Source organism: Nocardia sp. NPDC023733, from assembly GCF_040639775.1.
GTDB classification, from domain to species: domain Bacteria; phylum Actinomycetota; class Actinomycetes; order Mycobacteriales; family Mycobacteriaceae; genus Nocardia; species Nocardia rosealba.
The window spans coordinates 368,789-395,761 of the sequence record NZ_JBFAAN010000003.1 but is presented as its reverse complement, the minus strand read 5'-3'; the positions used below and the strand labels follow the sequence as shown (position 1 = coordinate 395,761).

At 67.4% G+C, this 26,973-nt stretch carries 24 protein-coding genes; 9 read left to right on the top strand and 15 right to left on the bottom strand.

Annotated features, from left to right (window positions below):
- Positions 1–41: 41 nt before the first annotated feature.
- The 4 genes from lon to AB0F86_RS17250 form a co-directional block, all read right to left on the bottom strand.
- Positions 42–2,522, bottom strand: coding sequence for an endopeptidase La (gene lon, locus AB0F86_RS17265; RefSeq protein WP_356985426.1), 2,481 nt, complete (start codon positions 2,520–2,522; stop codon positions 42–44).
- A gap of 168 nt (positions 2,523–2,690) precedes the next feature.
- Complete coding sequence (locus tag AB0F86_RS17260) at positions 2,691–3,752, bottom strand: DUF3068 domain-containing protein (protein ID WP_181698570.1); 1,062 nt, start codon at positions 3,750–3,752, stop codon at positions 2,691–2,693.
- Positions 3,749–3,919, bottom strand: coding sequence for a DUF2613 domain-containing protein (locus AB0F86_RS17255; protein WP_084457534.1), 171 nt, complete (start codon positions 3,917–3,919; stop codon positions 3,749–3,751). Before AB0F86_RS17255 ends, AB0F86_RS17260 begins: the two co-directional genes overlap by 4 nt.
- Before the next feature lie 29 nt (positions 3,920–3,948).
- Positions 3,949–4,725, bottom strand: coding sequence for a hypothetical protein (locus tag AB0F86_RS17250; protein ID WP_181698569.1), 777 nt, complete (start codon positions 4,723–4,725; stop codon positions 3,949–3,951).
- Positions 4,726–4,817: 92 nt separating this feature from the next.
- Here AB0F86_RS17250 and AB0F86_RS17245 point away from each other — a divergent pair, with 92 nt between their 5' ends.
- Complete coding sequence (locus AB0F86_RS17245) at positions 4,818–5,438, top strand: TetR/AcrR family transcriptional regulator (RefSeq protein WP_067643913.1); 621 nt, start codon at positions 4,818–4,820, stop codon at positions 5,436–5,438.
- A gap of 301 nt (positions 5,439–5,739) precedes the next feature.
- On the opposite strand, the gene AB0F86_RS17240 is transcribed toward AB0F86_RS17245, so the two are convergent.
- Both AB0F86_RS17240 and AB0F86_RS17235 read right to left on the bottom strand, forming a co-directional pair.
- Positions 5,740–7,479, bottom strand: coding sequence for a protein kinase (locus tag AB0F86_RS17240; RefSeq protein WP_356985425.1), 1,740 nt, complete (start codon positions 7,477–7,479; stop codon positions 5,740–5,742).
- Positions 7,480–7,517: 38 nt separating this feature from the next.
- Positions 7,518–10,598 carry an AAA family ATPase gene (locus AB0F86_RS17235; protein ID WP_356985424.1) on the bottom strand — a complete coding sequence of 1,027 codons (3,081 nt, stop codon included), beginning with the start codon at positions 10,596–10,598 and terminating at the stop codon, positions 7,518–7,520.
- 121 nt (positions 10,599–10,719) lie between these two features.
- Here AB0F86_RS17235 and AB0F86_RS17230 point away from each other — a divergent pair, with 121 nt between their 5' ends.
- Positions 10,720–11,055 (top strand): hypothetical protein, encoded by a 336-nt coding sequence (locus AB0F86_RS17230; RefSeq protein WP_356985423.1) that lies wholly within the window; start codon positions 10,720–10,722, stop codon positions 11,053–11,055.
- Positions 11,052–11,564: a YceI family protein gene (locus AB0F86_RS17225; RefSeq protein WP_356985422.1), complete on the top strand. Its 513-nt coding sequence runs from the start codon at positions 11,052–11,054 to the stop codon at positions 11,562–11,564. Before AB0F86_RS17230 ends, AB0F86_RS17225 begins: the two co-directional genes overlap by 4 nt.
- Here AB0F86_RS17225 and AB0F86_RS17220 read toward each other — a convergent pair.
- Both AB0F86_RS17220 and AB0F86_RS17215 read right to left on the bottom strand, forming a co-directional pair.
- A complete protein-coding gene (locus AB0F86_RS17220) occupies positions 11,550–12,437 on the bottom strand; it encodes a hypothetical protein (protein ID WP_356985421.1) in 888 nt (295 codons plus the stop codon). The two genes, AB0F86_RS17225 and AB0F86_RS17220, sit on opposite strands and share 15 nt — an antisense overlap.
- A 3-nt stretch (positions 12,438–12,440) precedes the next feature.
- Positions 12,441–13,307, bottom strand: a complete 867-nt coding sequence (locus tag AB0F86_RS17215; RefSeq protein ID WP_356985420.1) for a 3-hydroxyacyl-CoA dehydrogenase family protein — start codon at positions 13,305–13,307, stop codon at positions 12,441–12,443.
- Positions 13,308–13,514: 207 nt separating this feature from the next.
- On the opposite strand from AB0F86_RS17215, the gene AB0F86_RS17210 reads away from it, so the two are divergent.
- From AB0F86_RS17210 to AB0F86_RS17185, 6 genes are all read left to right on the top strand, one after another.
- Positions 13,515–14,870: a hypothetical protein gene (locus AB0F86_RS17210; RefSeq protein ID WP_067643933.1), complete on the top strand. Its 1,356-nt coding sequence runs from the start codon at positions 13,515–13,517 to the stop codon at positions 14,868–14,870.
- 104 nt (positions 14,871–14,974) lie between these two features.
- Positions 14,975–15,766, top strand: a complete 792-nt coding sequence (locus AB0F86_RS17205) for a TIGR03084 family metal-binding protein (protein ID WP_225281615.1) — start codon at positions 14,975–14,977, stop codon at positions 15,764–15,766.
- Between the two features lie 429 nt (positions 15,767–16,195).
- Complete coding sequence (locus AB0F86_RS17200) at positions 16,196–16,831, top strand: hypothetical protein (protein ID WP_356985419.1); 636 nt, start codon at positions 16,196–16,198, stop codon at positions 16,829–16,831.
- Complete coding sequence (gene lhgO / locus AB0F86_RS17195) at positions 16,828–18,051, top strand: L-2-hydroxyglutarate oxidase (protein WP_356985418.1); 1,224 nt, start codon at positions 16,828–16,830, stop codon at positions 18,049–18,051. The genes AB0F86_RS17200 and lhgO overlap by 4 nt, the downstream gene beginning before the upstream one ends.
- A gap of 23 nt (positions 18,052–18,074) precedes the next feature.
- Positions 18,075–18,551, top strand: coding sequence for an SRPBCC family protein (locus AB0F86_RS17190; protein ID WP_181698560.1), 477 nt, complete (start codon positions 18,075–18,077; stop codon positions 18,549–18,551).
- Positions 18,552–18,561: 10 nt separating this feature from the next.
- Positions 18,562–19,098 (top strand): ribonuclease H, encoded by a 537-nt coding sequence (locus tag AB0F86_RS17185; RefSeq protein WP_356985417.1) that lies wholly within the window; start codon positions 18,562–18,564, stop codon positions 19,096–19,098.
- Between the two features lie 82 nt (positions 19,099–19,180).
- Here the strand turns inward: AB0F86_RS17185 and AB0F86_RS17180 are convergent, their stop codons facing one another.
- The 7 genes from AB0F86_RS17180 to AB0F86_RS17150 all read right to left on the bottom strand — a co-directional run bounded on the left by AB0F86_RS17180 (position 19,181) and on the right by AB0F86_RS17150 (position 26,968).
- Positions 19,181–19,954, bottom strand: a complete 774-nt coding sequence (locus AB0F86_RS17180) for a hypothetical protein (protein ID WP_356985416.1) — start codon at positions 19,952–19,954, stop codon at positions 19,181–19,183.
- Between the two features lie 128 nt (positions 19,955–20,082).
- Positions 20,083–21,261 carry an MlaD family protein gene (locus AB0F86_RS17175; protein WP_356985415.1) on the bottom strand — a complete coding sequence of 393 codons (1,179 nt, stop codon included), beginning with the start codon at positions 21,259–21,261 and terminating at the stop codon, positions 20,083–20,085.
- Positions 21,258–22,349, bottom strand: a complete 1,092-nt coding sequence (locus AB0F86_RS17170) for an MCE family protein (protein ID WP_356985414.1) — start codon at positions 22,347–22,349, stop codon at positions 21,258–21,260. The genes AB0F86_RS17175 and AB0F86_RS17170 overlap by 4 nt, the downstream gene beginning before the upstream one ends.
- A gap of 8 nt (positions 22,350–22,357) precedes the next feature.
- Positions 22,358–23,464: an MlaD family protein gene (locus AB0F86_RS17165; RefSeq protein WP_356985413.1), complete on the bottom strand. Its 1,107-nt coding sequence runs from the start codon at positions 23,462–23,464 to the stop codon at positions 22,358–22,360.
- Complete coding sequence (locus AB0F86_RS17160) at positions 23,461–24,456, bottom strand: MCE family protein (RefSeq protein ID WP_356985412.1); 996 nt, start codon at positions 24,454–24,456, stop codon at positions 23,461–23,463. The genes AB0F86_RS17165 and AB0F86_RS17160 overlap by 4 nt, the downstream gene beginning before the upstream one ends.
- Positions 24,453–25,478, bottom strand: a complete 1,026-nt coding sequence (locus AB0F86_RS17155) for an MCE family protein (protein WP_181698553.1) — start codon at positions 25,476–25,478, stop codon at positions 24,453–24,455. The genes AB0F86_RS17160 and AB0F86_RS17155 overlap by 4 nt, the downstream gene beginning before the upstream one ends.
- On the bottom strand, positions 25,475–26,968 hold the full coding sequence (locus tag AB0F86_RS17150; RefSeq protein ID WP_225281621.1) for an MCE family protein: 1,494 nt from the start codon (positions 26,966–26,968) through the stop codon (positions 25,475–25,477). Before AB0F86_RS17150 ends, AB0F86_RS17155 begins: the two co-directional genes overlap by 4 nt.
- Between the last annotated feature and the right edge of the window lie 5 nt (positions 26,969–26,973).

Here is a 26,973-nt window from a genome sequence, read left to right as displayed (position 1 = left end):
CACGAAAAGGGGCCGCGCACGAATGCACGGCCCCTTTTCGATCAGGCGCTGACGGCGAACGTACCGTCGGCGGCCGGTTCGGCGATCGGCTCGATGGCGTAGGCCAGGATGTCGGCCACGTCGGCGACGGGGCGCACGTCCAGGGCCTCGAGCACCTCGGCGGGCACCTCGTCCAGGTCCGGTTCGTTGCGGGCCGGGATGAAGACCGTCTTCAGGCCGGCCCGCTGCGCGGCGAGCAGCTTCTGCTTCACCCCGCCGATCGGCAGGACCCGGCCGTTGAGAGTGACCTCGCCGGTCATACCCACATCGGCGCGCACCTGACGGTCCAGCGCCAGCGACACCAGGGCGGTGACCATGGTGACACCCGCCGACGGACCGTCCTTGGGGACCGCGCCCGCCGGGAAGTGGATGTGGATATTGCGGTCGAGCACCTTCGGCTCGATCCCGATCTCCTCCAGGTGCGAACGCACGTAGGTGAGGGCGATCTGCGCCGACTCCTTCATCACGTCACCCAGCTGGCCGGTGAGGGTGAGCGACCGCTCGCCCTCGGCGGCGTTGGCCTCGATGTAGAGGACATCGCCACCGGCACCGGTCACCGCGAGGCCCGTCGCCACACCGGGGACGGCGGTGCGTTCCACCGAGTCCGGGGTGAAGCGGGGGCGGCCGAGGTAGTCGGTCAAGTTGTCCACATCGATCACCAGGCTCTGCACCTGGCCCGCCGGCTGCGGACCGGTGCTGATGTCGATGACATTGTCGTAGCCGAGTTCGGGGTCGTACCCGAGTGTAACCTCGCCGTCCGTCGCAACGTCGACCTTTGCCTTGTCCGTGGACGCTCCACTACTCGGCTCCGCATCACCGGTCACCAGGCGGGTTGCCGCCTTGCGCAAGGCCTTCGCGACCAAACGCTCCATCTGGCGAACCCCGGCCTCCCGGGTGTAGTTCGCCGCGACCTCCCGCAACGCCTCTTCGGTGATCGAGACCTCTTCCGCCGTCAGCGCATTGCGCTCCAGCTGCCTCGGGACGAGGAAGTCGCGCGCGATGGCCACCTTGTCGGCCTCGGTGTAGCCGTCGACCGTGATGAGTTCCATGCGGTCGAGCAGCGGTCCGGGGATGGTGTCCATGACGTTGGCGGTCGCGATGAACAGCACATTGGACAGGTCGAGGTCCAGATCCAGGTAGTGATCGCGGAAGGTGTGGTTCTGCGCGGGGTCGAGCACCTCGAGCAGCGCCGCCGCCGGATCACCGCGGAAGTCGGAACCGACCTTGTCGATCTCGTCCAGCAGGACAACGGGATTCATCGACCCCGCCTCCTTCACCGCGCGGACGATGCGGCCCGGCATGGCACCGACGTAGGTACGGCGGTGGCCACGGATCTCGGCCTCGTCGCGCACGCCGCCGAGGGCGACGCGAACGAACTTGCGGCCCAAGGCCTTCGCGACCGACTCGCCGAGCGAGGTCTTACCGACACCGGGCGGGCCGACGAGCACCATCACCGCACCCGAGCCGCGGCCGCCGACGACCTCGAGCCCACGCGACGCGCGACGCGAGCGCACCGCGAGGTACTCGACCATGCGGTCCTTCACCTCGTCGAGCCCGTGGTGATCGGCGTCGAGGATGGCGCGGGCACCCGAAACATCGGTGTTGTCTTCGGTTTTCACCGTCCACGGCAGGTCCAGGACGGTGTCGAGCCAGGTGCGGATCCAGCCCGACTCGGGGCTCTGGTCGCTGGCGCGCTCGAGCCTGCCCACCTCGCGCAGCGCCTCGGCGCGCACGTTCTCGGGCAGGTCGGCGTTCTCCACGCGGGTGCGGTAGTCGTCGGCGCCGTCGGGCTCGTCCTCGCCTAGTTCTTTGCGAATGGCGTTGAGCTGCTGGCGAAGCAGGAATTCGCGCTGGCTCTTCTCCATGCCGTCGCGCACTTCTTCGCTGATCTTCTCGGTGACCTCGACCTCGGCGATATGGGCCTTGATCCACTCGATCTGCTTGGTCAGCCGCTGCGCGACATCGGGGGTCTCCAGCAGTTCGCGCTTCTGCTCGTTGGACAGGTACGGCGCGTAACCGGCGGTGTCGGAAATGGTTTCGGGGTTGTCGAGCTGGTTGACGATGTCGATGATCTGCCAGGCCTCGCGGCGCTGCAGGACGGCGATCACCAACTTGCGGTACTCGGCCGCTAGCTCGGTGGTCCGTTCGTCGGGCGCGGGCGCCTCGACGGGTTCGGCCTCGACCCACAGCGCAGCACCCGGCCCGGTGACCCCGTGTCCGATCCGCGCCCGGCGCTCGGCCTTGAGCACGGCCGCGGGCGCGCCACCGCGCATCCGGCCGATCTGTTCGATGGTGGCGACCACGCCGTAGGAGGCGTAGCCCTCGTCCAGACGCGGCGCCACGAGCACGGCGCCGGTCTTGCCTGCCTGCGCGGCGTCGATGGCGGCCTGCGCGGACTCGTCCAGTTCGATGGGCACGACCATGCCCGGCAGCACGATCGGATCGGTCAGGAACAGCACCGGCAGGTTCTGAGCTGTAGTCATATCGACCCTTCCAAAAGTTGAGCTTTGCTGACTCAACTACAGAAGATCGCACTTTGTTCCGACCCCGGCAACCGTTCACTCACGGCGAACGAAACGCCGAACGCCCCCGGCTCCCGAGGGGTAGGTGGGAGCCGAGGGCGTTCGTGCGTTGATGGTGTTTCGAGGGTTCTAGAGGTTGCGCCGGAGCCTTTCGGTCGGCGGATCAATCGTGCGGCCACGGCTGCTCAGCACACCGAGGACGATGCCCGCGATCACGAAGATCGCGCCGAGGATGCCGAGGATCACCGGCAGGGTCTTGCCGAAGAGGTCGAGCTTGTCGAGGCTCTCCTGGGTGACGGCGAGCTGGGCGTCGATGGTCTCCTCGTCGAAGACCAGGTGCGACTTCAGCACGGTGACGTCGACCTTGTCCGCGCTGCGGCCGTAGAACATGTGGATGCTCTCGCCGCCCTTGAGAACGGCGCCGGTCCTCGGCTCCACCCACACGTCGCGGGTGTTGGTGTAGTAGCGGGTCATGGTGACCGGCTCGGTGCCCTCGAGGCCCCACTTGGCGGCGGGCAGGGCGAGCTGATACGAGGGGTGCTTGACGACGTCCCACATGTTCGTCACCGGGATGGTCTGCCGGAAGTGGTAAACCGGCACGCCCTTGATCTCCGACTCCTCGACGAAGTCGATGTCATAGGTGGCGCGGGCGTTGAGGTCGAAGTACGGGTACGACTTCTTCTCGGTGCCGATCGGGAAGCGGTACTGCAGGCCACGACGCTGCAACTCGGTGGGGATCTCGGCGCCCGACTTGGGATCCTGAGCCACGGCGATCGAGCCGTTGGGCGAGGCGTCGATCGGCTCGCCGGAGACACGGTCGATGGTTACGCGGTCGACCGAGGCGGTGAGCAGGCCGTTTTGGGGATCGAGGTCGTCGCGACGCAGCGTCTGACCGGCCTGGACGGTCATCTGGTCGGCGTCCGAGGGCTCCTCGACCGTCAGGAAGCGCTGCGAGAAGAGCGGCACATTGGTGTGCACCGTCGCCGCACCCTCGGGCGAGGTGAGCGACTTCGCGTCGAGCACGAGGCTTTCCTCGCCGGGGACGCTCTTGGCGATGGTGGTGATCCGCAGGTCCAGTGGCGTCTTGGCCACCTTGCCGACGGTGTAGGTGGGAATCATGGCGGCGCACGCGAGCAGCAGCGCACCGAGACCGACGAGGATGCAGGCGATGATCCTGCGCACGTTGCTCATCGGCTGCCGTACGTGACGTTGCCGAGCAGCGACGAACCCGGGTCACCGGTCGTCTCCGGCTCGGGAATCGAATTCTGTTGCGCGCCAGCGGTGATGCCCAACACGGCAATCACCCCGAGGATCGCGCCGGCCAGCCCGCTGATCAGGCCGGGGACGGCAAACTTCATAGATCGAACTCCAATTGCGTTGTGCCGGTTCAGGCGACGGAGAAGAACCCGATGGTCGGGGCGAACGAGCAGGTCCGGTTACCGTCGGCGGTTTCGGTGGTGAGCGAGCCGGTGACGACCGCGACGACCCGGCCCGCGCCGGTGTCGGCGATGGCCGACAGGGTGGCGGGCCCGTCGGGGTTGATGCCCGCCGCGTTGGTGAGCACCTGGGTGCCGGTGCGGCGGTTGTCGATGTTGACCCACTGCACGGTCATCGGTGGGGTCTGCTCGGCGGTGGGGGTTTTGGTGCCGAGCGCGGTGAACACGAAGCCGGTCTGGCCCGCGGCGGGTCCCGGCGGGGGCAGTTCGGCCGGGCCGGGCACGGCCAGCGCGGTGCCGACCGAGTCGGAGGTGGGGCCGATGCAGCCCTTGCCGATGGTCGGGTACAGGAACTGCGCGATGCGCGGGCCGTCCGACGGCGGCAGTTCGGGGCCACCACCGCCGCTGCCGTCGAGGAACTTGATGATCCGCTCGAGGGTCGACTTGACCTGCGCGGGGATGCCGGGGGTTGCCAGCAGCAGGCGCGCCTGGGCCAGGATCGCGGCCTGTCCGCCGTCGGCGATGAGGCCGGGGCCGGAGATGGCGCCTACGATCGTCGGTGCCAGCGCTGCCAGCGTCTCGGAGGGCACGTTCTCCGCGATGGCGGGAACGCTCTGCTGCGCCGCATGCTGCGGTGCGGCCAGGGTTGGCGTGGGCGCCACGAGTACAGCACTCGCCGCTAGTACGAAAGCAGACACTGCGGTCCGCGATCCTCGGGTGCTCAGCACTGGTCGGCCGTCCTTCGTTCGGTGGATAAATGGAGCGACCCGGAATTCACAGGAATGTCTGTGTTATCCGGAGTTTCAGATACTTTGGAGAGGTGACTACAGCGGACAGACGGTATGGGGGTCGTACGGTCGTCGCGCGTAAAGCCGAGCGCCGACAGCGATTCCTGGAAGCAGCGACGCGAATCTTCGCCGAACGCGGGTACGCCACGTGCTCGCTTGCCGAGGTGTGCGCGGCCGCCGGGCTGTCCAAGCGGCAGTTCTACGAGGAGTTCGAGACCCGCGAAGACGTGCTGGTGGCGGCCTACGACCGCATCCAGGACGACGCCGCCGCGGCCGTCGCCGCCGCGCTCGCCGAACTCACCACGCCCACCGACCCCGAGCTCGCGCTGCACGCCGGTTTCCGCGCGTACCTCGAATCGCTCGGCTCGGACCCGTACCGGGCCCAGGTCGCGCTCATCGAGGTGGTCGGGGTGAGCGACCGGATGGAGAACCACCGCCGCTCGCGCAGGCACGCGTGGTCGGTACTGATCGGTTCGGCGCTGGTGGACATCGGCGTGCGCCTGCGTGGCGACGCCGAACTCACCACCGCCCTGCTCACCGGTGCGGTGACGGGAGTCGCCCACGAGTGGCTGTTGCGCGAGTCCCGGCCGCCGGTCAGCGAACTGGTGGATCTGCTGACCGGTGCCGCCTTGGCACTTGTCGATTTCGATTGATTCGCGCGCAGCCGACGAGAGGGTGGCAAATACGTGCGCCTGCCGCCTACTCAATCAACTCCCTTTCCGGACATTGTGAGACCGAACGGCTTCACAGTGTGGGACGAGAGTCTGGCACAGGAGTGACTCAGGTCGCAACGGCAGAATTTCTGAGACGGGTATCACCTGTGCGTTTGTAGATTGTCACTATCGCGATATCGGCCATTCGAGGACGTCCGACAGGGCCTCAGGTTACTGGTCAGTCGCCCGATTAGGGGCGCATTCGGCGGCCTTCCGGCAATTGAACAGCAACCTGTTCTACCTACTTCTTGTGCAGGGTGCCCGCGATGGAACCGCCGAACACTCCGGGGGTGCTGTACCGAAGCGTGCCGTCCGGCTGGCGGGTGACGGTGGAGGTGTTGCCGTCGTCGGCGCAGTCGCCGTACGTATCACCCGTGAGGCGCGCGCGGAAGACCAAGCGGTCGGCGGTTGCCTGGGTGAGCGTCTCGGCCCGTTCGCAACGCGTCTGCGAGATCTGGCCCGTATTGGACGCCGTGGCCAGCTCCTGGCCGACCTCGCCCGGACCGATGGTCAGCACGATGTCGAAGGTGACGAGGCCGTCGGCGGCCTGGCCGGTCCAGGTGCCGATGAAGGAATCCGGGACGCTCGATACCGGCTGGGCACTGGCCTCGGTGCCGGTCGGTGGCGTGCCCGGCGGAATCGTCAGCGTGGCGGTGCCCGATTGATCGCCGAGCCGTATGCCGATGAACGAGGCCATGACGGCGGCGACGACCGCTGTCACGGAGACGGCCGCGATCAGAAGGGTGCGGGTTCGGGTGCGATGAGGGGCGTTCCCCGGTGACGGGGCATGCCCATGCGGCGCCGAGGTGTGCCCGCCTGGTGGTCTGGTATGGCCGCCCGGTGGCGAGGTACGGCCGCCCGGTGGCGAGGTACGGCCGCCCGGTGGGAAGGTGTGCCCGCCCGGGTTCTGGGCGTGGACACCTGAGGTCGAGCCGTGGCCGCCCGGCGGCTGGGTAGGGCCGCCTTGTGTCGTTGTCCGTGCGACCGGGGGCGGGTACGACACGGTCTGCGGTCGGCCGGGCGTGGTGATGCCCGCGAGGGCAGTCGGGTCCGTGCGGTGGCTCGGAGGAACCGCCGTCGGGCGGGCGCCTGGGTCGGTGTCGAGGTCGAGCAGTCGCACCGCGCGCATGCTCACGTCCTGCATGACGAGCGGTGGGAGCCAGCCCGCGCCGTCGGGGGTGCCGATCTTCCTCGACTCGGCAAGCGCCTGTTGTGGCGTCGGGCGGTCGGCGGGGTTCTTGGCCAGGCACGCTTCGATCAGTGGCCGGAAGCTCGGTGGCACGGCGTCGAGGCTCGGCTGCTCGTAGACGATGCGGTAGAGCAGCTGCACTATGTCGGCGGTGCCGAACGGGCCGTGCCCGCAGGCGGCGAAGGTCAGGACGCCGCCGAGGGCGAAGACGTCGCAGGCGGGACCGAGCGGTTCGCCGGTGATCTGTTCGGGACACATGAAACCCGGTGAGCCGATGACTCTTCCGGTGGTGGTGAGCGCCGTGTCCTCCGCGGCCCGGGCGATACCGAAGTCGATCACCTTGGGCCCGTCGACGGCGAGCAGCACGTTCGACGGCTTCAGGTCGCGATGCACGATACCGACCGAATGCACCGCAACCAGCGCCTCGGCCAGGCCGTGCGTGAGGGCGAGCAGGGATCGTTCGGGGAACGGGCCGTACTCGGTGACGGCGTCCGACAGGGAGATTCCGGCCACGTAACCCGTTGCCAGCCAGGGCGGGTGAGCGTCGACTTCGGCGTCGAGGACGGGTGCGGTGAAAGCGCCCACCACGCGTCGAGCGGCCGCGACCTCCCGCCGGAACCTCGCGCGCAGTTCCGGATCGCCGAGCAGATCCGGCCGGATCACCTTCACCGCCACCGTGCGTCCACCGGAATTGCGGCCCAGATACACCTTGCCCATCCCGCCCGCGCCGAGGACACCGAGTAGCCGGTAGTCCCCGATCCGGCGCGGGTCGTCGGCGTTCAACGGCTGCATCGCGTGAGGTCCCCCTTCGAACGAACTACCTCGCGAGGTTATCCGGAATGCGGGCGCTCGGCGGGGCGGCGAGGGATCTCGGTGCGGGTGGTGATGCCGAGTTTGGCGAGGATATGTCGGACGTGCGTTTCGACGGTCCGCTCGGAAAGCACCAGGCGATGGGCGATCTCACGGTTGGTCGCGCCCGCCGCGACGAGGTCGTGTACCTCCCGCTCGCGGGCCGTCAGGGGGTCGGCGGTGCGGGTAGCGGTGGTGATCGCGGCGAGCAAGTCGTCGGCTTGCCGCAGGCGGTGAGCCATGTGGAGACGGCGGAATGCGTTGGCGGCCTGTTCGGCGGCTGCGCGAGCCGAGGAGAGGTCGGTGATGCGGTCCCCGCCGGGGCTGGTGTGGGCGGCACGCAGGCCGGCGGTCCGGCCACCACCGCTCAGGTCGGCGGAGGAGACGGCGGTGGGATCGGCACGCGGGCCGGTGGCGCGCCCGGCATGAGGGTCGGCTTCGTCGTCGACGCTCCGGTCGGGGTCGCTGGGAACGCGGATAGCGCGGGCCAGGTAGGTGCGGGCCAGGCCGAGGTGGCCGAGGGCGATGAAAGGGTGGGCGCCTATTTCGGTGTCCATGGTGAGGCCGAGGCGGTAGAGGTCGATGGCGGCGTTCAGGTGGCCTGCCACCCTGGCGTTGTCGGCGCGGACGCGGGCCAGGGAGCCGACGCAGATCAGGGCACCCGTGCCGTCGGCGGCGTAGTTGTGCTCGCGGCCGGCCAGCACACGGTAGACCCGGTCGGCGGTGGCGGCGTCGTCGAGCAGTTCGGCTACCAAACCGACCGAGTACACCGTTCCGTTCCAGCGTGGGCCGATCTCGAGGGTGTCGGGCAGCGAGCGGAGCGGCTCGAACAGGGTGCGTGCCTCGTCGAGATCGCCTGCCAGGGCGTGCATCATCGGGGAGAACAGTTGTGCGATAGGTATTTTCGGGGCGAAGGCCAGCGCGGCGACGGCTTCGTCCAGGACGGTGCGGTCGACGTATCCGACGATCACCGCATGCATTCCCCGGAAGGCGTGGTGCAGCCCGGCGAGGGAGTAGTCACCGATGCCGAGTGCCAATTCATAGGCGGCGGCGTCGAATTCGAGCGCTGCGTCGAGTTCGCCGACCAGGGCCGCGCGGGTGGCGCGCAAGCGCAGCAGGTGCCAGCGGGCCACCGGTAGCTTGCGGCGGTCGGCCAGGAGTTCGATGTGGTCGAGGGCGTTGTCGAAGGCGGGGAGGTCGCCGCGTTGCAGGGCGGCGTCGGCTGTCCACACATATCCCCAGAGCTGCGCCAGTGGTTGTTCGGCATCGACCGCGATCTCGATCGCCCGGGCGGCCAATACCGTTCTTTCGTCGAGGTATTCGGTGGTGGCCAGCGAGAGGTGACGGGCATGGATGACATCCAGCGCGACATCGGGATCGGTGGAACCCTCGGCGGCGCGCATGGCCTGCTCCGACAGACGTCTGGCCTCGGCACCCGCACCGCGATCGGCCGCCGACAGGGCTCGCTGGGCCAGTATGCGGGCGATCAGGTCGGCGTGCTCGGCGGGATCCAACTGCTGTAAAGCTCTGCCACACAGGTGATCCAGCTGTGTCATGACGGTCGGCGTCGTGACGCCGTGGACGACGAGACCCGCTTCGGCGAGCAGATCGGGGCGGCCCGCGCGCTCGGCGAGATCGCTCGCCCGCACGCAGTGCTCGAGACTGTCGGTGATCCGTCCGTCCGCGAACTCATCGCGCGCGAGGTCGATCAGCAACTCGGCCCGCTCCTCGGCAGCCGACCCGGCCGCGTCGATGGCCCACTGCCCGAACCGGATCGCCTCCGCATACGCTGCCGCCGCCCGAGCCGACCGCGCCGCCACCCGTGACCAGTACAGACACGACGGAGACTCCCCACACCCACTCGCCTGCCGCCAATGCGTCGCGATCAGACCCGCAAGCCCATCCCCGCAGCTCTCGGCCGAGGTGACCGCCGCCGCCCGATGCAGCACCGCCCGACGCGACGGCGGCAGATCGGCATACACCGCATCCCGGATCAACGCGTGCGCGAACCCGGTCGCACCCTCGGCGAAACGGCGCACGATTCCCGCCGCCGTCGCCGCGTCGAGCGCCCGAAGCACCCGCTCCCGCGCGCCCTCCACCTCCGGTTGGTTTCGACCACCAGCAGCACCGCGATTCGTGCGCAGGCCGGCAGACAGGGCGTCCTGTTCGACGCTCGTGCCCTGATCCAGCCGGTCTCGCGGTGCCGACTGCGTGCAAATCGACTCGTACACGCGGACAAGGAGCTCCACGTCTATCCGTTCACCGAGGACGGCCGCGGTGCCGAGGATGTCGATCTGTTCGGGGGAGAGGTGATCGAGGCGGGTGAGAACAAGGCGGCGGAAACCGGGGACCTCGATCAGGGGGTCGCCGGAGCGAGCCGGATCGGAGTCGATGACCAGGCGGACCAGGAGGGGGTTTCCGTCGGTGCGGGCGTGGACGCGGGAAGCGTATTCCGCAGGGAGATGACGGCATTCGAGCCAGTAGCGGACCTCGGGCTCGGAAAGAGTTGGGACGGACAGGAAATGGGCGTGCGGAAGGCGTAGCCAGTCGGGCTGGACGGCGAGGAGGTCGTCGCCCGCCGGTTCGCGGGCGGTGGCGACGATGAGTAGTCCGGTGCGCTCGGTCCGGGCGGCGACGTGGCCGAGCAGGGCGAGCGAGGTGGGGTCTGCCCAGTGCAGGTCCTCGACGATCAGCAGCAGGCCGGGCCCCGAGGACGCGGCGGTGAGGACGTCGGCGACCTCGGCGAACATCCGGAACCGGCGTTCGGCCGCCGCGCCCGGCTCGGCGACCGTGTCCAGCGCGGCGGCCAGACCGGGCACGGAACGGGCCGCGCGCCGCCACAACCACAGCGGCGGCATGCCCGCGTCGTCGACGGCATTGCCGCGCGCCACCGGCATATCCGCTTCGGCGGCGAGCTCGGCTGCCCGGTCGGCGAGCCACGACTTGCCGATCCCGGCGGGCCCGCTCACCAGCACGAATCGACCCGAACCCGACTGCGCGGCCAGCACCGCGGCCCGCAACCGGGCGAGCTCCTCGTGCCGCCCGACGACCGGAGTCTGCATCGTCCCAGTATCCGCGTATCGGGCGAAGTTCAGTACCGCGAATACGTACCGGCACTGATCCGCGCAAGCCCGCAGGCGGCAATCCTGAGATCACCACGTCATCGCAGGTCAGGAGCCCATCATGTACGCACACCTCGTCTGGTTCGACCGCCCACGCGGCGCCGCCGAACTGGCGGCCGCCGACTTCGCCGCCACCCACCGCATCCAGCCCGCCGTCGCCGCCGTGCCCGGCCTGCTCGACTTCTACGAATTGCGCCGCGACGACGGATCGGGCCTGGTGATCGGCGTCGCCGAAACCGAGTCCGCCATCCACGCCGTACGCGCGGCCGTCCTCGCCACCGAACTGCTGCCGGGTGAGGATCCGGCCCTGCTGCCCGGACCCGACCGGGTGGAGATCTGCCCGGTCCACGTGCACCGCGACCGGGCGACCATCTACGCCGAAGGAGCACGGTCGTGAACCCGATCATGACGGCCACCGACTGGGTGGCCGACACCGCACACAGCACCGCCGCCTTCCAGGTGGGCCATTTCGGGCATCCCGTCCGCGGCGAGGCCCCGGTGATGGCCGGCCTGCTCACACTGGCACCCGACGGCCGACCGGTCACCGCCACAGGCGTGATCCACCTCGCCGCGATCGACACCGGCTACGCCCGGCGCGACCGCGACCTGCGCAAACCACGCCTGCTCGACCTCGACCGTCATCCACGGATGACCTTCACCGCCGAAGACATCACCGCCGAGGACGGCCGGTGGCGCGTCGCCGGGGTCGCCTCGGCGCGCGGACGGACCGTGCCGCTGATCTTCACCGTCGACGCCTTCGACGTCACCGACACGACCGTCACGGTCACCGCCTCGACGGTCCTCGACCGCACCCAACTCGGCCTGCGCGCGCCGTCGCTGCTGATCGGGCGGTGGATCGACATCACCGTCCGGGTGGTGCTGCGCCCGGCGCTACAGGTCGGCTAGGGCCAGACCGGTGAGCGGGTTGCCGATGCGGACCAGTTCGGTGTCGGTGCCCGCGCCCAGGTCGACCAGGCGGATCGAGCCGCCGAGGTCGCTCACATAGAAGTGGGCGTCGAACCCGGCCAACCCGATGGCCTCGCGATACCCGCGCGACAAGATCTTCGGCCGGCCCACATCGGGTTGGACGAGAGCCTCGTTGAGCGAGTTGCCGTCGGGTTCGGCGCCGCGATCGGTCCACATCAGGGTGTGGGTGCCGCGCAGGTGCAGATCGATCGGCTCCGGCAATCCTGTCCACAGCATCTCGATATCGGTGCGGGCGGCCGGGTCCATGCCGGCGGGCAGGTCGATCGGGGCGCGGAAGATCCGGCCCTCGCCCGCATCGGGAGAGCCTTTCTGCGACCAGTAGACGAGGCGGCGATCGGTGTCGAGGCAGATACCTACGCACCAATTCGTCTGCAGCTGAGCGTCGGTGCCCGCGACGACGAGTGGTCGCAGGTCGTCACCGTTCAGGTCGCAGGTGAGCACCGACATGCCTTCCCGGTCACACCAATACAACCGCCCCGCTTCGAAATCGGCGGTGAGCTGTTTACCCGTGGTGAACGAGCCGGGCGCGAGGAGGGTCGTGCGGTTGCCGCCGTCGAGGTCGACTCGTTCGAGAGAACCGTTGCAGGAGAAGAACTCCGGTTCGATCCCCGGCCGACCGCCGGGATCGGGGCGGCCCATGTTGGTCCAATAGATATGGCCGCGCAACTGGTCGACGACGATGCCGTCCGGTGTCTGATCGAGTCCGCCCACCAGCGTGCGGACCTCGCTGCCGTCGAGTGCAACGGCGAGGACGGCACCGGCTGCCAGATCGAGGGCCAGCAAGTCGGTCACCGCTCAGCCCTGCTTCGGGTAGTCGTCGTAGAAGCCCTCCCCGGATTTCACGCCGAGCTTGCCCGCGTCGACATACTTGTGCAACACCGTGATCGGGCCCTCGGGCAGATTCGGGTTCTCCTTCTGATAATGCTCCTCGATATCGAGCACCACATCGAGTCCGACCTGATCCATCATCCGGAACGGTCCCGCCTTGGTCCCGAAATTCAGGACGAACATCTGATCGATGTCCTCGGGCACCGAGACGCCCTCGGCGACCACCTCGAGTGCTTCGCGTTTGATCGCGGCCCAGATGCGATTGAAGATGAAACCGGTGCTTTCCTTGCGGCACAGGAACGGGTGCAGACCGTATTCGGGGAAAGTGCGCAGCACGAAATCGAGCACCTCTTGCGAGGTGTGCCCGTTCGACATCACATCGAGCGCCGTGGACGCGGGCGGCATGTAGAAGTGGGTGTTGAGCATGCGGTCGCGGGTCTCGCAGTCCTCGGTGAACAACCGGCTGGCGTACGACGACGAGTTCGAGGCGACGATCGCGTCGGCGTCGGCCTGCGTGTCGAGCTGGGCGAACACCTTCTTCTTCAGGTCGAGGATCTCGGGCACGGCCTCGACGACCAGCCAGGCGCCCCGCACCGCACTCGCCTGGTCCTGGATGTACTCCACGGAACCCGGCGACCCGCTCGGGACCGACGCGGCGACGGTGGGCAATTGTTCGCGCACGTAGTCCACCGCCTCGGCACCGGCCTGTGCGGTCGGGTCGATGATGTGGACCTTGCCGCCCCGGGTGGCGAACATCAGGGCGATCCGTCTGCCGAGCGTGCCCGCGCCGATCACGGCGACCGGACGATTCAGATGATCCTGCGGAACACTCACGGTGACTCCCTCTACACAGGTGGTGGTGGGAAGAACTCGTCGTCAAGCGTGTTGGCAAGCCTATCGCCAACCGGCTGCCGAACGGTTGCTACACCGCTGGCGGCGGGTGGTCTGTTCGTTGACACCCCGTCATGACCGGTCAGAATGTGGTTGCCTTATTCTCACGTTCTTCACGAAATTCGCGCGTCAGCTCTAGGGGGCTCCTCGATGACCACACTGGCCTCCGGACTCTTCATCGATTGGGAAGAGCTCACCGGCCAGTCGAAATTCGTCGTCGATCTCGTGAGCTTCCCGATCTTCAGCGCCCTGGCCGGCTGGCTCACCAACTGGACCGGCGTGCTCATGTTGTTCTGGCCCTTGCATTTCAAGGGTTTCCGGGTGCCGATGCTGCACATCCTCTACCCGTACCTGCCCCGCCGGGTGCAGGTGCTTCCGACGTTCTCCGGCGACGGGCGGATGCTCGGTTTCCAGGGCTTCATTCCCGCGCGCGCCGAGAAGATGGCGAGCATCTGCGTGGACAAGGCGCTGATGCGCATCGGCAGCCCGCGCGACTTCATCCACGAACTCGACCTCGACGGTATCGGGGACTACCTGGCCGAACACGCCCGTCCACAGGTGCAGTCGATCGTCGACGAGATCATGTACCGGGAGAATCCCGACCTGTGGCGCTCGCTGCCCCGGCAGATGAAGCAGGCGGTCTACCAGCGGGTGGACCGGCAGCTGCCCACCTTGTCGCGGCGCGCGTTCGAGAGCCTCGGCGACAATATCGATCAGTTGCTCGACGTGAAGAACTTCGTGATCCGGTATCTGGAGAAGAACCCGCAGATCCTCAAGGACCTCACCACCACCATCGCCGCGCCCGAGCTGAAGTTCATGGCGCGTATCGGTCTGCTCGGCGCGCCCTTCGGCCTGATTCTCGCGCTGTACCTGCACGTGCACTCGCAGATCCCGTACTGGGGCGCCATTCCGGCCTGGGTGATCGTGCTGTTCGCCTCGGCGATGATCGGCGTGACGGTGAACGTCATCGCCATCAAGATGGTGTTCGAGCCGGGCGACCCGCAGCCGCGCTACAAGTACCTGTGGCGCCAGGCGTTGCTGGCCAAGCGCCAGCCGCAGGCCGCGACCGATCTGGCCCACATCCTGGCCTACCAGGTGCTCACCGTGGAGAACCTGTCCAACGAGTTGCTCGAGGGACCGAACGGGGACAAGACGCGCCAGCTCATCGAGCGGGTGGTGTCGGAGGAGATCCACCGACAGCTGGGGCCGACCGCGTTCATGGTGCGCGCGGCGATGGGCAAGAAGCAGTTCGAGAACCTCGCCGTCTCGGGTGCGGGGGCCGGGCTGAGCATGGCGCCGGGCATGGTCGAGGACGAACAGTTCGTGCGCGAGCAGGCCAAGAAGATCGACGACTTCGCGGCCCGCAAGCTGCGCACGCTCACGCCCGGCGAGTTCATGGAGATGTTCTACGCGTCGGTGGAGCAGGACGCCTGGTTGCTGTACCTGCACGGTGGGGCGCTCGGGATCGCCGTCGGCGCGATTCACCTGCTCATCTTCGGCTGGTAGGCAATAACAAGCACGCGTGCTTGCATTTTTGGGGTGGCGCTGCGATTCTGGGTGACGACGGCGCACCCGACCGGTGGCGCGAACGCTTCGCCCCAAGGAATCACATGGCTGACCTCGCAGCGCTGCTCGACGATTTCGCCGCCGAATGCGCGGACCTCGAGAAACTCGTCGCCCCGCTCGCCCCCGAACAGTGGCAGACCCCCACACCGGCTCCCGGCTGGGACATCGCCACCCAGATCGCCCACCTGACCTGGACCGACGAGGTCTCCGTCCTGGCCGCCACCGACAACGCGGCGTTCACCGAGCTGCTCACCGAGGCCGCCGCGAAGATGTTCACCTTCGTCGACGAGGCCGCCGAGGAACTGGCGAAGACTCCGCCCGCCGACCTGCTGCCCCGCTGGCGTGCGGGCCGCGAACAGCTCATCGCCGCCCTGGCCGCCGTCCCGCCCGGCACCAAACTGCCCTGGTTCGGCCCGCCCATGAGCGCCGCCTCGATGATCTCGGCCCGCATCATGGAAACCTGGGCGCACGGTCAGGACGTGGCCGACGCACTCGGCGTCACCCGAACACCCACCGACCGCCTGCGCACCGTCGCCCACATCAGCGTGCGAGCCAGGAACTACGCCTACACCGTCCACGGCGAATCCGGCCCGGCCGAAGAATTCCGCGTAGAACTCACCGCCCCCGACGGCACCCTCTGGACCTGGGGCCCCGAAGACGCGAACCAAAAAGTATCGGGCCCAGCCCTCGACTTCTGCCTGGTAGCCACCCAGCGCCGCCACCGCGAAGACACCGCCCTGACCACCGACGGCCCCGACGCCGACCACTGGCTCACCATCGCCCAAGCCTTCGCGGGCCCCCCTGGACCCGGCCGAGAGCCAAATCAGTTCACGTGAAGTCCGCCATCAGCGCATTCCCAACCCCGCACGACCCGACCTCGAGGAGGGTCCGCCGCGAAGCGGCGTAGCGGCCCCCCAGGGGCCGCGCTCGAGCGCGCCAGCGCTCCAATAGACACAGGCGAGCGTCGTCCGTGAGCGCCATTCCTGACTGCCCCGGACGACGTTGGCCGGGGTAGGCCCGTGGCAGTCGTGAATGACGCTCGCCTGCACTCCCGGAATACCCCGTCGGACGTGAGGAAAACAACCACGCCGACGACACGCGTGCCCACCAGGTGCGATACACGCATGTTTCAGATGTGACCCTGATCTCAGCATCAGGGGTGCTAACTCCAGCTAGCACCGGCGTAACGTGGAAATCAGCGCGTGGCTTTCAACGATGCGAGCACAGCGCTCGGGTAGATCCACACCCACCGGGAGGACTGCATCGTGACCGCACAACGACCTGCACAGATCGCGCGGCTGTCCGCGACGGTGGCCGCCGGGGCCGCCAGCCTCTGCCTCACCGTGGCCGCGGGTGCCTACATCGTCAACAACATGCCCCAGCTCGTGCCGCCGCACGACAACCCCGCCCCCGCCGATATCGCCGATCCGGGGGAACACCAGCGGGCCGACGACTCGGTCCGCGCCGTCGCCGACGACGTGGTCGAACTGGCCTGGACCACCGAACGCTTCGTTCCCGAGGCAGGCCGGGCACCGGCCGTCAAGCACCAGACCGCCACTGCCGCGACACCGCAGAGCAACCAGGCACTTGACGGCCGGGCGCTCGAGGGCAGACTGCGCATCGGCACCACCTATGTCGGCGCCCAGGCCGCCACGCCGCGCACCGACATCGTCAGCTTCACCGTCGATACGAACGCGCTGAACAAGGCCGGCAAGTATCTCGGCATCACCACCGAACCGGTGGGAGTCACCTCGCTGCACACCGAGGTCGACACCCGCAAGGGCGCGGTGGAACTCGTGCTCTCGGACCCCACGCTCGGACAGCACACCGTGCGCATCGAAGCGCCCGGCGACCAGCCCGGATCCGAAACCGTCGAAGAGCCGACTACCGTCGGCGTGTGATTTCCGGCGGTACCCATGACGGGGTGTACGACTTCTGCGTGATCGGTGGCGGCATCGTCGGTGTCGCCACCGCGCATCGCCTGCTGAGCGCCTACCCCGGCGCGAGCCTGGTGCTGATCGAGAAGGAGAACTCGCTCGGCGCCCATCAGACCGGGCACAACAGCGGCGTGATCCACTCCGGCATCTACTACCCGCCCGACAGCCTCAAGGCCCGGTTGTGCCGCGCGGGCGCGCAGTGGACCAAGAAGTTCGCCGCCGCCAACGACATTCCGTTCGAGGTGTGCGGGAAGCTGCTGGTGGCAACCGATTCCACCGAACACGCCCGGATGCTCGACCTCTACGAGCGCTCCATCGCCAACGGTGTTGAGGTGGAGGCCATCGATGCCGCGGAGCTGTCCCGCCGGGAACCCGGAATTCGAGGTGTCGGAGCACTTTTCGTGCCCGCCACCGGCATCATCGACTACGCGAAGGTCACCGCCGCGCTGGCTGCGCAGGTACAGGACATGGGTGGCCGGATCATGGTCGGCACGACCGTCGAGTCGATCGTCGAAACGGACTCGGCTGTCACGGTTTCCGGCCCGAGTGGTGCGGTCGTCGCGAACACTCTTGTAGTCTGCGCCGGTTTGCAGGCCGATCGCCTGGCTCGAATGGCCGGAATCCGCAACGACTTCCGGATCGTGCCGTTCCGGGGCGAGTACTACCGCCTGCCCGCCGAACGCGCCGGACTGGTGCGGACGCTGATCTATCCGGTGCCCGATCCGGCCCTGCCGTTCCTCGGCGTGCACCTGAGCCCGACCATCGACGGCGACCTGACCGTCGGCCCCAACGCGGTGCTCGGGCTGGCCAGGGAGGGCTACCGCAAGGGCAGCGTGAACGGGCGCGACGCCCTCGACGTGCTGCGCTTCCCCGGCGTGCACCGGGTGGCCCGCACCCACCTGCGCACCGGGGTGCGTGAGCTGCGCAACTCTGTGTTCAAACGCGGCTACCTGGCCGAATGCCGCCGGTACTGCCCGGAACTCGGCACCGCCGACCTGCTGCCCCATCGCGCGGGCATCCGGGCGCAGGCCGTGCTGCGCGACGGCACCCTCGTGCACGATTTCCTGATCGAGCGCACGCCACGATCCATCCATGTCCTCAACGCGCCCTCGCCCGCCGCCACCTCGGCCATGCCGATCGCCCGATACCTGGTAGACCAGATCCAGCTTCCAGCAAATAAATAGGATTCTTGTAGTATTTTTGGCCTGTGGGCCACATCAGGTACGCGAGCGACGTCGGCGCGCCCACCGACGCGGCCTTCGCCTATACCGAGAACTTCCAGCACCTCGCACACTGGATGGCAGGCGTCACCTCCGTCACCACACAGGGCGCGGCACCGGCACAGGGACTCGGCGCGAGCTGTTCGCTGAAAGTTCGCCTCGGCGGGGTGATCCCGATGACACTCACCTGCGAGATCACCGAATACCGGCGCGATGCGGTGATCGGGTATACCCTGCGGGGGCGGGTATACGGAACCGTGACACTGCGGTTCGACCCACTCGGCTACGAACGGTCGGTACTGACCGCCGAAGCCGGCTATCCACCACCACGCGGTGCGTTCGGCCGCATGTGCCACGGCCTCGTCGACGCGGCCGCGAGATCGGCACTGCGCCGCACAGAATCGCGGTTGCGAAGGGAGATAGAGGCATTCCACGGTACCGATCTTGTCGGCCGCATCGCCTAGGGTGGCGGTCATGATCATCGTGAGCACCGACGGGTCCTGCCTGCGCAATCCCGGTGGTGCCATCGGCTGGGCCTGGGTGAATCATCAAGGACCGGTGGCCAGCGGGGGAGCGGCCAGCGGAACCAACCAGATCGCGGAACTGCGCGCGGTCCTCGAAGCCATCCTCGCCCACCCCGGCACCGAACCGATGCTCATCGAGAGCGACTCCCAATACGCCATCAAATGCGCCTCGGAATGGATCGGCAGCTGGCGGCGCAACGGCTGGCGCACCTCCACCGGCGGCGCGGTGAAGAACGTCGAGATCATCAAGCAGATCGACCGCGCCATCACCACCCGCGAAGGACCCGTGCGATTCCGCTGGGTCCGCGGGCACGTGGGCAACTACTTCAACGAGCAAGCCGACAAGCTGGCGGGCATCGCCGCCAGGGAAGCCGCGGCACACGGCCACGAACACGCCGCGACACCCGTTACCAGCCGAACCATCCAGCCGCGGACCACGGGGAAGCCGGTCGCGCCGACAGCGTCGGGAACACTCACCCTGTTCTGACGCGGCGCGACCGGAGTGCGTCCGCAACCGGCAGTGCCTCCGGCGGAATCGATTCCGCCGGAGGCACTGTCGTACTACCCGATCAGTTACCGGGCGCGGGAGCCGGAGCAGGCGTCTCCGGTGCGGGCTGCTGCGGAGCTCCGCCCGGCACGCCACCCATCAGGCCGCCACCGTTCTTCAGCACCGGCGACTCCATCTTGCTCACCAGCCACTTGTCGCCCTCGCGGTCGAGGGTCATCTCGATCGCGATGTTCATCGGCGGCTCTTCGACACCGGTGATGTTGGAGCTGTACTGCGCCAGCGTCACCATGGCCTTGGCCTGGTTCTCACCGCCGCTGAGGTACGCGCACTGGATGTCCTCACCACGCGACTTCACCTTGCGCTCGACCATCATGTCCTTCAGCAGGTCGCCCGCCTCGGTGAACTGCTGGTTGATGTCGCCGGTGGAGCCCGAGCGCATGTCCTCGAAGTACTTGTCGATGTTGTTCGAGTAGTCGTAGTTGGTGGCCACCCGGCCGTAGGCGCAGGCCGCCTTCGTCGACTCCTCGATGGCGTCGAGCTTGTCGCCCCGGTCGTTGCTCTGCAGGAAGAACACCACCGCGGCGGTGATCGCGCCGACAGCGACAACACCCGTACCCGCCGCGACCAGCCAGCCGACCGGGCGTTTGCCCCCGGACGACGCGGCGGGCTCCGCGGGGGCCGCTGCCGCCGTGGCGGCGGTCTCGGCCGCCTTCGGCGTCTCGGACTCGGCCTTGTCGAGCTTCACCGTCTCGTCGGCGGTGGTCTCGGGAGCGGCCGATTCGGGCTTTTCCGCCGGGGTAGCGTCCTTCTTGCTCTCGGCGTCGTCGCTGGTCATCTAGATCAATCCTGCTCTTTCCCGGCACACGCTCGCACCGACTTCGTTCGTTGGCCCGTGAGGCGGGCCACAGTGTCCCCCGCCGAGTATGCCCGGTCCCACGCCGGAGCGTAGGACCGGGCATGGTCTCACTTGGCCGGAATCGGGGTGCGTTCGTTGGGATCCACACCCGCCGGCATCTGCGCACCGTTGTCCGGCACATTCGGGCGCGGCGCGTTGGCCGAACCACGAATCTGCTGGTCCGCGGGCGGATTGATGCAGTAGTTCCACTTCGGGATCGACCCGTCCTGGACTTCCTCGTTACGCCGGTATTCGGTGTTGTAGTAGCAGGTCGGCCGCGGCCAGATATCGATGACGGTGTGGAATTCGTTGTCGTGCGCGGGCGCCGCGATGGCCCCGAGGCCCTGGGCCAGCGTCGGGAACAGCATCCGCAGGGCGGGCTGACGCAGCTGCGCCGCCCGGGTGATCGCCACGAAATTCGCCGCCAGACCGCTGATCGGATCGGCGGTCTTGTCCAGCACCGCACCGAGCGCCTCGAACTGGGCAGGCGAGTTGTCGAGCACGCTCTGCAGCTCGGCGTTGGCGTTGTTGAACTGCGCGAGCAGGGTGCCCGAATTGCTGGTGAGCGTCTGCAGATCCGGCTGCGCGTTCGACGTGGTATCGGCGATCACCCGCAGGTTGGCGATGAGATTCACCGTCTGCGGCAGCAGGCTGTGCAGGCCGGCCACCGCCAGACTCACACCGTTGATCAGGCCGCGCAGCTGATCCGGACCCGCACCGAGCGCGATGTCGAGCTCGGCGAGGATGGTCTTGAACTGCTGCGGATTGACCTGCCCGATCAGCGCACTCGTATCGTCGAGCACGGCCCACACCGGGACCGGCGTCTTGATCTGCTCCGGGTTGTACTCGATCACCGCGCCGTCACGCAGGAACGGGCCCGCGTCGCTGTTGGGCCGGAAGTCGATGTACTGCTCACCGGCCGCCGACAGCGCCGCCACCTGGATCATGGTGTCGACAGGGATCTTGTAGGTCTTGTCGATCACGGCCTTGACCGCGATGGCCTGGCCCTCGTCGATGAGCTCCACCGTGTCGACCTTGCCGATCCGGTGTCCGCGCAGCGTCACGTCGTTGCCCGGCTGCAGGCCACCGGAGCGGTCGAGCGTCACAGTGACGTCGTACTCCGAGCGCAGCGGGTTCACCCGCATCACATTGACCAGCAGGTAGCTGGCGCCGATGATCAGCACGACGACGAGCGCCGAGTTCGCCAGCACGATCTTGCTGCTGAAGAACTTCTTGACCTTGCTCATCGGTGGCCTCCCACTCGGCCCTGGACGATCTGCAGCACCTGGATGAAGCTGCCGACGAAGTCGTTCACGTCCTTCATATCGGGGAACTTGCTGTTGGCCGGATCGGTCAGCAGGCCCACATCGAGGTTCGTCAGCGTCGCGTACGGCGCGAGCGACTTGCCCTGGAAGGTCTCGGTGACCTTCGGCTTGATGTCGATCAGCTGGTCCATCACGTAACCGAAGCTGTCACCGGAGGCCGCGAGGGCGTTCATCAGGTTGTCGAGGTTGGTGAGCAGTTCGGAGAGCTGGTCACCGGTGGTGTTGGCGTAGTCACCGAGCGCGGCGCTGGCCGTCGACACCTTGGCGAGCAGATCGCCGATGGCCCGGTTGTTCTCGGCGATCGCGCCGATGGCCTGCGGCAGGGTGTCGGCCACCTGACCGAGCTGGGCCTTGTTCGCCTCGATGGTGTTGGCCAGGGTGTTGAACTCCGAGAGCACCGCGTCGACGCGCGCGCTGTTGTTGTTCAATTCGCCGACGACACCGGTCATCTGGGTGATGAGGTGCGCCAGGTTGCCGCCCTGGCCGTTGAGGATGGAACCGAGTTCGGTGCCGAGCCTGCTGAGGCTGGCCACACCGCCGCCGTTGAACAGCATCGACACCGAGATCAGCAGTTCCTCGACGGTGGCGCCCGCGGAGGTGAACTCCTGGGTGAGGGTGTCACCCTCGGCCAGGTTTCCGCCGGTGCCGGTGTTGTTCTTCGGCCTGTTCAGGGCGATGAACACGTCACCGAGGGGCGTCGCCTGACGCAACTCGGCGGTGCTGCCCTTGGGCAGGTCGATGTCGGAGCGGATCTGCAGGTCGACGATGGCCGTGAAGTTCTTGGTCTTGATCGAGGAAACCACCCCGACGTCGGAACCACCGATCTTCACCTTGGCCTGGTCGGGCAGGTTGAGCGCGTTGTCGAACTCCGCGTGGATGGTGTAGGTGTCGCCTTCGGCGCCCGGCTTGGGCAGCGGCAGATCTTCCACGGTGAAACCGCAACCGGTGGTGATGGTCACGGTGGCGAGCGCGGTGGCCGCAAGCAGGCTGCGGCGGAGTTTCCTCGTCATAGGTCCGGTCATTTCGTGAGTCCCAGCAGTGCGGCGGTGAACCCGTAGTCGGGACCGAAATCCTCCATCTTGCCGGTGCGGCAACCATCGGACTTCATCTGGATGCGCTCACAGAACAGGCTGACGATCTCGCCGGACATGGTGGTGCCGATCAGACCGTGCAGCCGGACGAAGCCCTTCTCCTTGTTCATGGCGCCATCGATGTTCTGCATCAGCAGCGGGACGACGTCGACGATCTCGACCATGTCACGGGAGTTGGCGCGCAACTGGTTGGTGACGGTGGTGAGCCCGGTCAGCGACGCCGACAACTCGTCGGCGTGCTCACCGAACATCGTCGAGGTGTTGGCCAGGAACCCGTTGAGCTGGTCGAGGGTGGCCTGCAGGCCGGGGGCCTGTTCGGCGAGCAGCCCCGACATCTGGGTGACCTGGTTGCTGAAGTCGCGCACCGACTGGTCGTTGTCGGCCAGCATCGTGGTGAGCTCGTTGAGCTTGATGATGATGTTGGAGATCGCGTCCTTGTTGTCGATACCGACCTTCAGGGCCGAGGACAGGGCATCGAGGGTTTCGCGGATCTTCTGGCCGTTGCCGTTGAGTACCGGGTACAGCACCCGGCCCGAGAGCGGGCCGAGTCCTTCCTGGCCCTCTTCGGGCTTGAGCGCGGCGGCGAACTGGTCGATGGTCTTGATCATCGTGTCCAGCTCGACCGGGGTCCTGGTGCGCGCCTTGGGCAGGTGGTCACCGGACTCGAGTGCCTCACCACCGGTGTAGGGCGGGGTGATCTCGATATGGCGGTCGGTGACGATCGAGGGGGAGATGATCGCGGCGATCGCCTCCTTGGGGATCTTCACCCCCGACTCGATGGTCATGTGAACCTCGACGAAGGTGCCCTTGGGCACGATCTTGTCGACCTTGCCCACCGGCAGACCGAGGACCATGATCTCGTTGCCCTCGTACATACCCGCGATGTTCTCGAAGTCCGCGGTGATCTTGGTCGAGCGGCCGAGGGCGTCGTCCACCTGGCTGGGCAGCAGCGAGCAGCTGCCGATGGTCAAGGCGGTCGCACCGATCAGCAAAGCCCGGCCGAGCGCCTTTCCGCTACGGAAGTTCAGTTTCATCCTGCGCACCCTTGGATCACCTGTGCGAAGCACAGCCAGTTGTCGGGGAGAATCCACGGCAGCGCGACATCGCCGTAGTTTCCGTTGCCGAGCGCATTGTTGAAGTAGCGCGCGGTCGGCGCCCCGATCTGCAACAGCTTGTCGAGGTTGTCCTTGTTCTTCTGCAACCCCTGGGCCATGGTGTTGAGCTGGCCGATGGTGCCCGCGAACTGGTTGCCGTTCTCCCCGCCGATCTCCTGGAGCTGACGGGTGAGGGTGGCGATGTTGTCGAGCAGCTGACGCAGCAGGTTCTGCCGTTCCATCACCCGGCTGGCGATGGCCTCGCCCTGGGTGATGACGAGCAGCACGCTGTTGCGGTTGTCGGCGAGCAGCTGGGTGACGCGGTCCAGATCCTTGAGCAGGCTGTCGACCTCGCCCTTGCGCTTATCGATCACCTTGGCCAGCGCGCCGACGCTGTCGAGCGCCTGCGCGACCAGCGCGGGCGAATCGCCGAGCTCGCCGTTGATGGTGTTGAGCGAGGCGGCCAGCTTCTTGGTGTCCAGCGCCTCGAACTTCGGGGTACCGACCTGCACCACATCGGCGATGTCGTAGGGGACATCGGTGTTGGAGCGCGGGATGGTGTCGTTCTTCAAGCCCGATCCGTCGCCCGGCTTCAGGTCGACGTAGCGGGCACCGAGCAGGGTCGCCATCTTGATCGAGGCGTGCGCGTCGGGTCCGAACTTGATGCTCGAGTCCACGTCGAGGGTGATGACCACGTGGTCGCCCTCGATCTTGGCGCCCGACACCGTGCCGACCTGGACACCGGACACCGCGACCTTGTCGCCCGTGCTGATGCCCGCGGCCTGCACGAACTCGGCATCGATGGTCTGCTTACCGATTCCGATGAACTGCAGGATGCTCGAGCCGACCAGCAACAGCACGACCACCAGCGAGCCGATGACACCGAGCCAGAAGTTGCGGTTGCCGAGGAAGGTTTTCTTGAGCTTGCTCATCGGCACACCTCCGAGTGCGACGTGCCACCGATCTGGCTGAACAGGCCGCGCGGGAAGAGCACCCCGTACAGCGAGACATCGAGACCACACAGGTAGGCGTTGGCGTGCGTGCCTTCGGAGGTCATGCGGCCGAGGTCGGCGAGCATCGACGGCATGTCGATGGCCACCTGGTCGAGCTTGGCGCCGTTGGCGAGCAACAGGTTCAGTGCTGCGGTGGTGGAGTTCTGCGTAGCGGCCAGCTGCGGCTGGATCTTGCTCATCATCGCGACCAGCGAGGTGGTGGCGTCGGCCAGCGTCGCCGTCGAATTCTGCAGCGACTGGCCCTGGTCGTAGAGCCCGCCGATCAGGGCGCGGGTCTGGGTCACCAGGGTCTCCAGTTCGTCGCCGCGCTTGGCCAGACCGGCCATCACCGCCGACAGGTTGGTGATGACATCGCTCAGGATGGCATCGCGTCGCTGGAAGTCGGTGGCCAGCTGTGCGGCCTGGATGATGAAGGAGGACAACGAGACTCCGTCACCCTGCAACGCCTGGATCAGCGTTTCCGACATCGCGTTCACCTGGGCCGGCTCCAGCGCCTGGAACAGCGGCTGGAAACCGTTGAGCAGCGCGGAGATATCGAACGAGGGCTCGGTGCGCTCGAGCGGGATCACCGAACCGCTGGCCAGCACCTGCGGGCTCGGCGACTTGCCGGGGGTGAGCGCCACATAGCGCTGGCCGATCAGGTTCTGGTAGCGGACAAGGGCTTTGGTGTCGTCGAAGACGTCCTGGTCGCTCTGCACGATGAACGACACCTTGGCGTCGTTCTTGCCGTCGAGCTCGATCTTCTCGACCTTGCCCACACGCACACCGGCCATCCGGACGTCGTCGCCGGGGCGCAGCCCGAGGACGTCGGTGAAGATGGCGGTGTACTTGCGGGTGTCACCGTCTACCGAACGGGCGAGCGTATTCCACACGACCACGATGACGAGCATCGAGACGAGCGCGAAGATGCTGAATCCGATCAGTGGCTTGCGGATACTCATACGCCACCCTCGTTTTCGTACACGGTCAGAGTTCCGCCCTTCATGATCGGACCGAGCAGCAGCAGCTCGGAGACCGTCGGTTTGCGGCCGAGGAGTTCGACGATGGCGTCGTTGCCCTGGTAGGAGATGGGCGTACCCGACGGCACCGCGGGTGCCTGCTCGGGTGCGGGCGCAGGCGCGGGTGCGGCGGCGGGCGCAGCACCGGGCAGGCCCGGGATCTGGAACGACGGGACGAGCCCCTCGAGCGGAGTACCGGCGAACGGCGTGATCTCGGTTCCGGCGGCGGCCTGCAGCGGTGCGGCCGGGATGGTGAGGCCCGGAATCTGCGGCAGCCCAGGGATGTTCACCAGCGGCGGCAGACCCGCGGCGGAGTCGAGCGCCCGTGGACGCAGCTTCTCCGGGAGCGGCGGCAGGCTCACCTCGGCGGGCGCGGTGAAGCAGCTCGGACCGAGCAGATCGCCGTAGCGCGGGCAGTCCGCGACGGTGTTGGGCTGGTACGGGGTGAACGTGAGGCCCGCGTTCCAGACCATCTGCTTGCCGCTGGGGCCACCGTGGAAGGTGGTGTTCAGCGCGGCGAGCGAGGGACCGAACACCTGGAAGGTCTTGGTGATCGAGCTCGGCTCGTGCGCGACGGCCCCGAGGGTGGCGTTCATGCCCACGGTTACTTCTTTACCCACATCGGGGTTGCTGGCGAACAGGTCGTTGACCCGGTCGGTGGTCGCGCTCGCGCCCATCAGCAGCGCCACCAGCTGATCGCGCTTGGTGGCGATGGTGTTGGCGGTCTGCACCGAGCTGCCCAGCACGTCGAGCAGTTCCGGCGCCGACTGGTTCAGCGCGTTGGCCGAGGCCGAGAAGTCGTCGAGCATGCCTGCCAGGTTCGGGCCAGCGTCGGAGACGGTGGTGATCCACTCGTCCAGGCGCTGGATGGTCGAACCGGGCACGCGGCCGCTGCCGTCGAGGGCCTGGGTGAGGGTGCCGAGCACACGACCCAGCTGCACCGGGTCGACCTCGTTGAGGATGTCGCGCACCGTGGTGAGGGTGTCCTGCAGCGCGATGGTGCCCTCGCTGCGGTCCTCCTGGATGACCGAACCCTCTTCGAGGTAGTCGGCGGAGGCACCGTTGAAGACCAGTTCCACCGAGGTGACCGCGAACAGGTTGCTCGGCACGATGCGAGCGGTGACATTGCTCGGGACGCCCTTGGCGAACTCGGGCTTGAGCTCGATGTTCACCTTCTGTACGGCGCCCTGGTCGACGATGTCGACGTCCTTCACCGTACCGACGAGCACACCGCGGAACTTCACGTCGGCGTTGGACGGGAGCCCGTCACCGGTGGTCGACAGGTTCGCGGCCACGTTCACCTTGGGTACGAAGTAGCCCTGGTACCTGGCCATGAGGAAAGCGAGAATCACAGCGAAGACGACCAGGCCGCACAGGCCCGCGACGTACAGCTGTTTCATAGTGGGGCCGCGCCCACTGGGATCGATGATCATCTGGC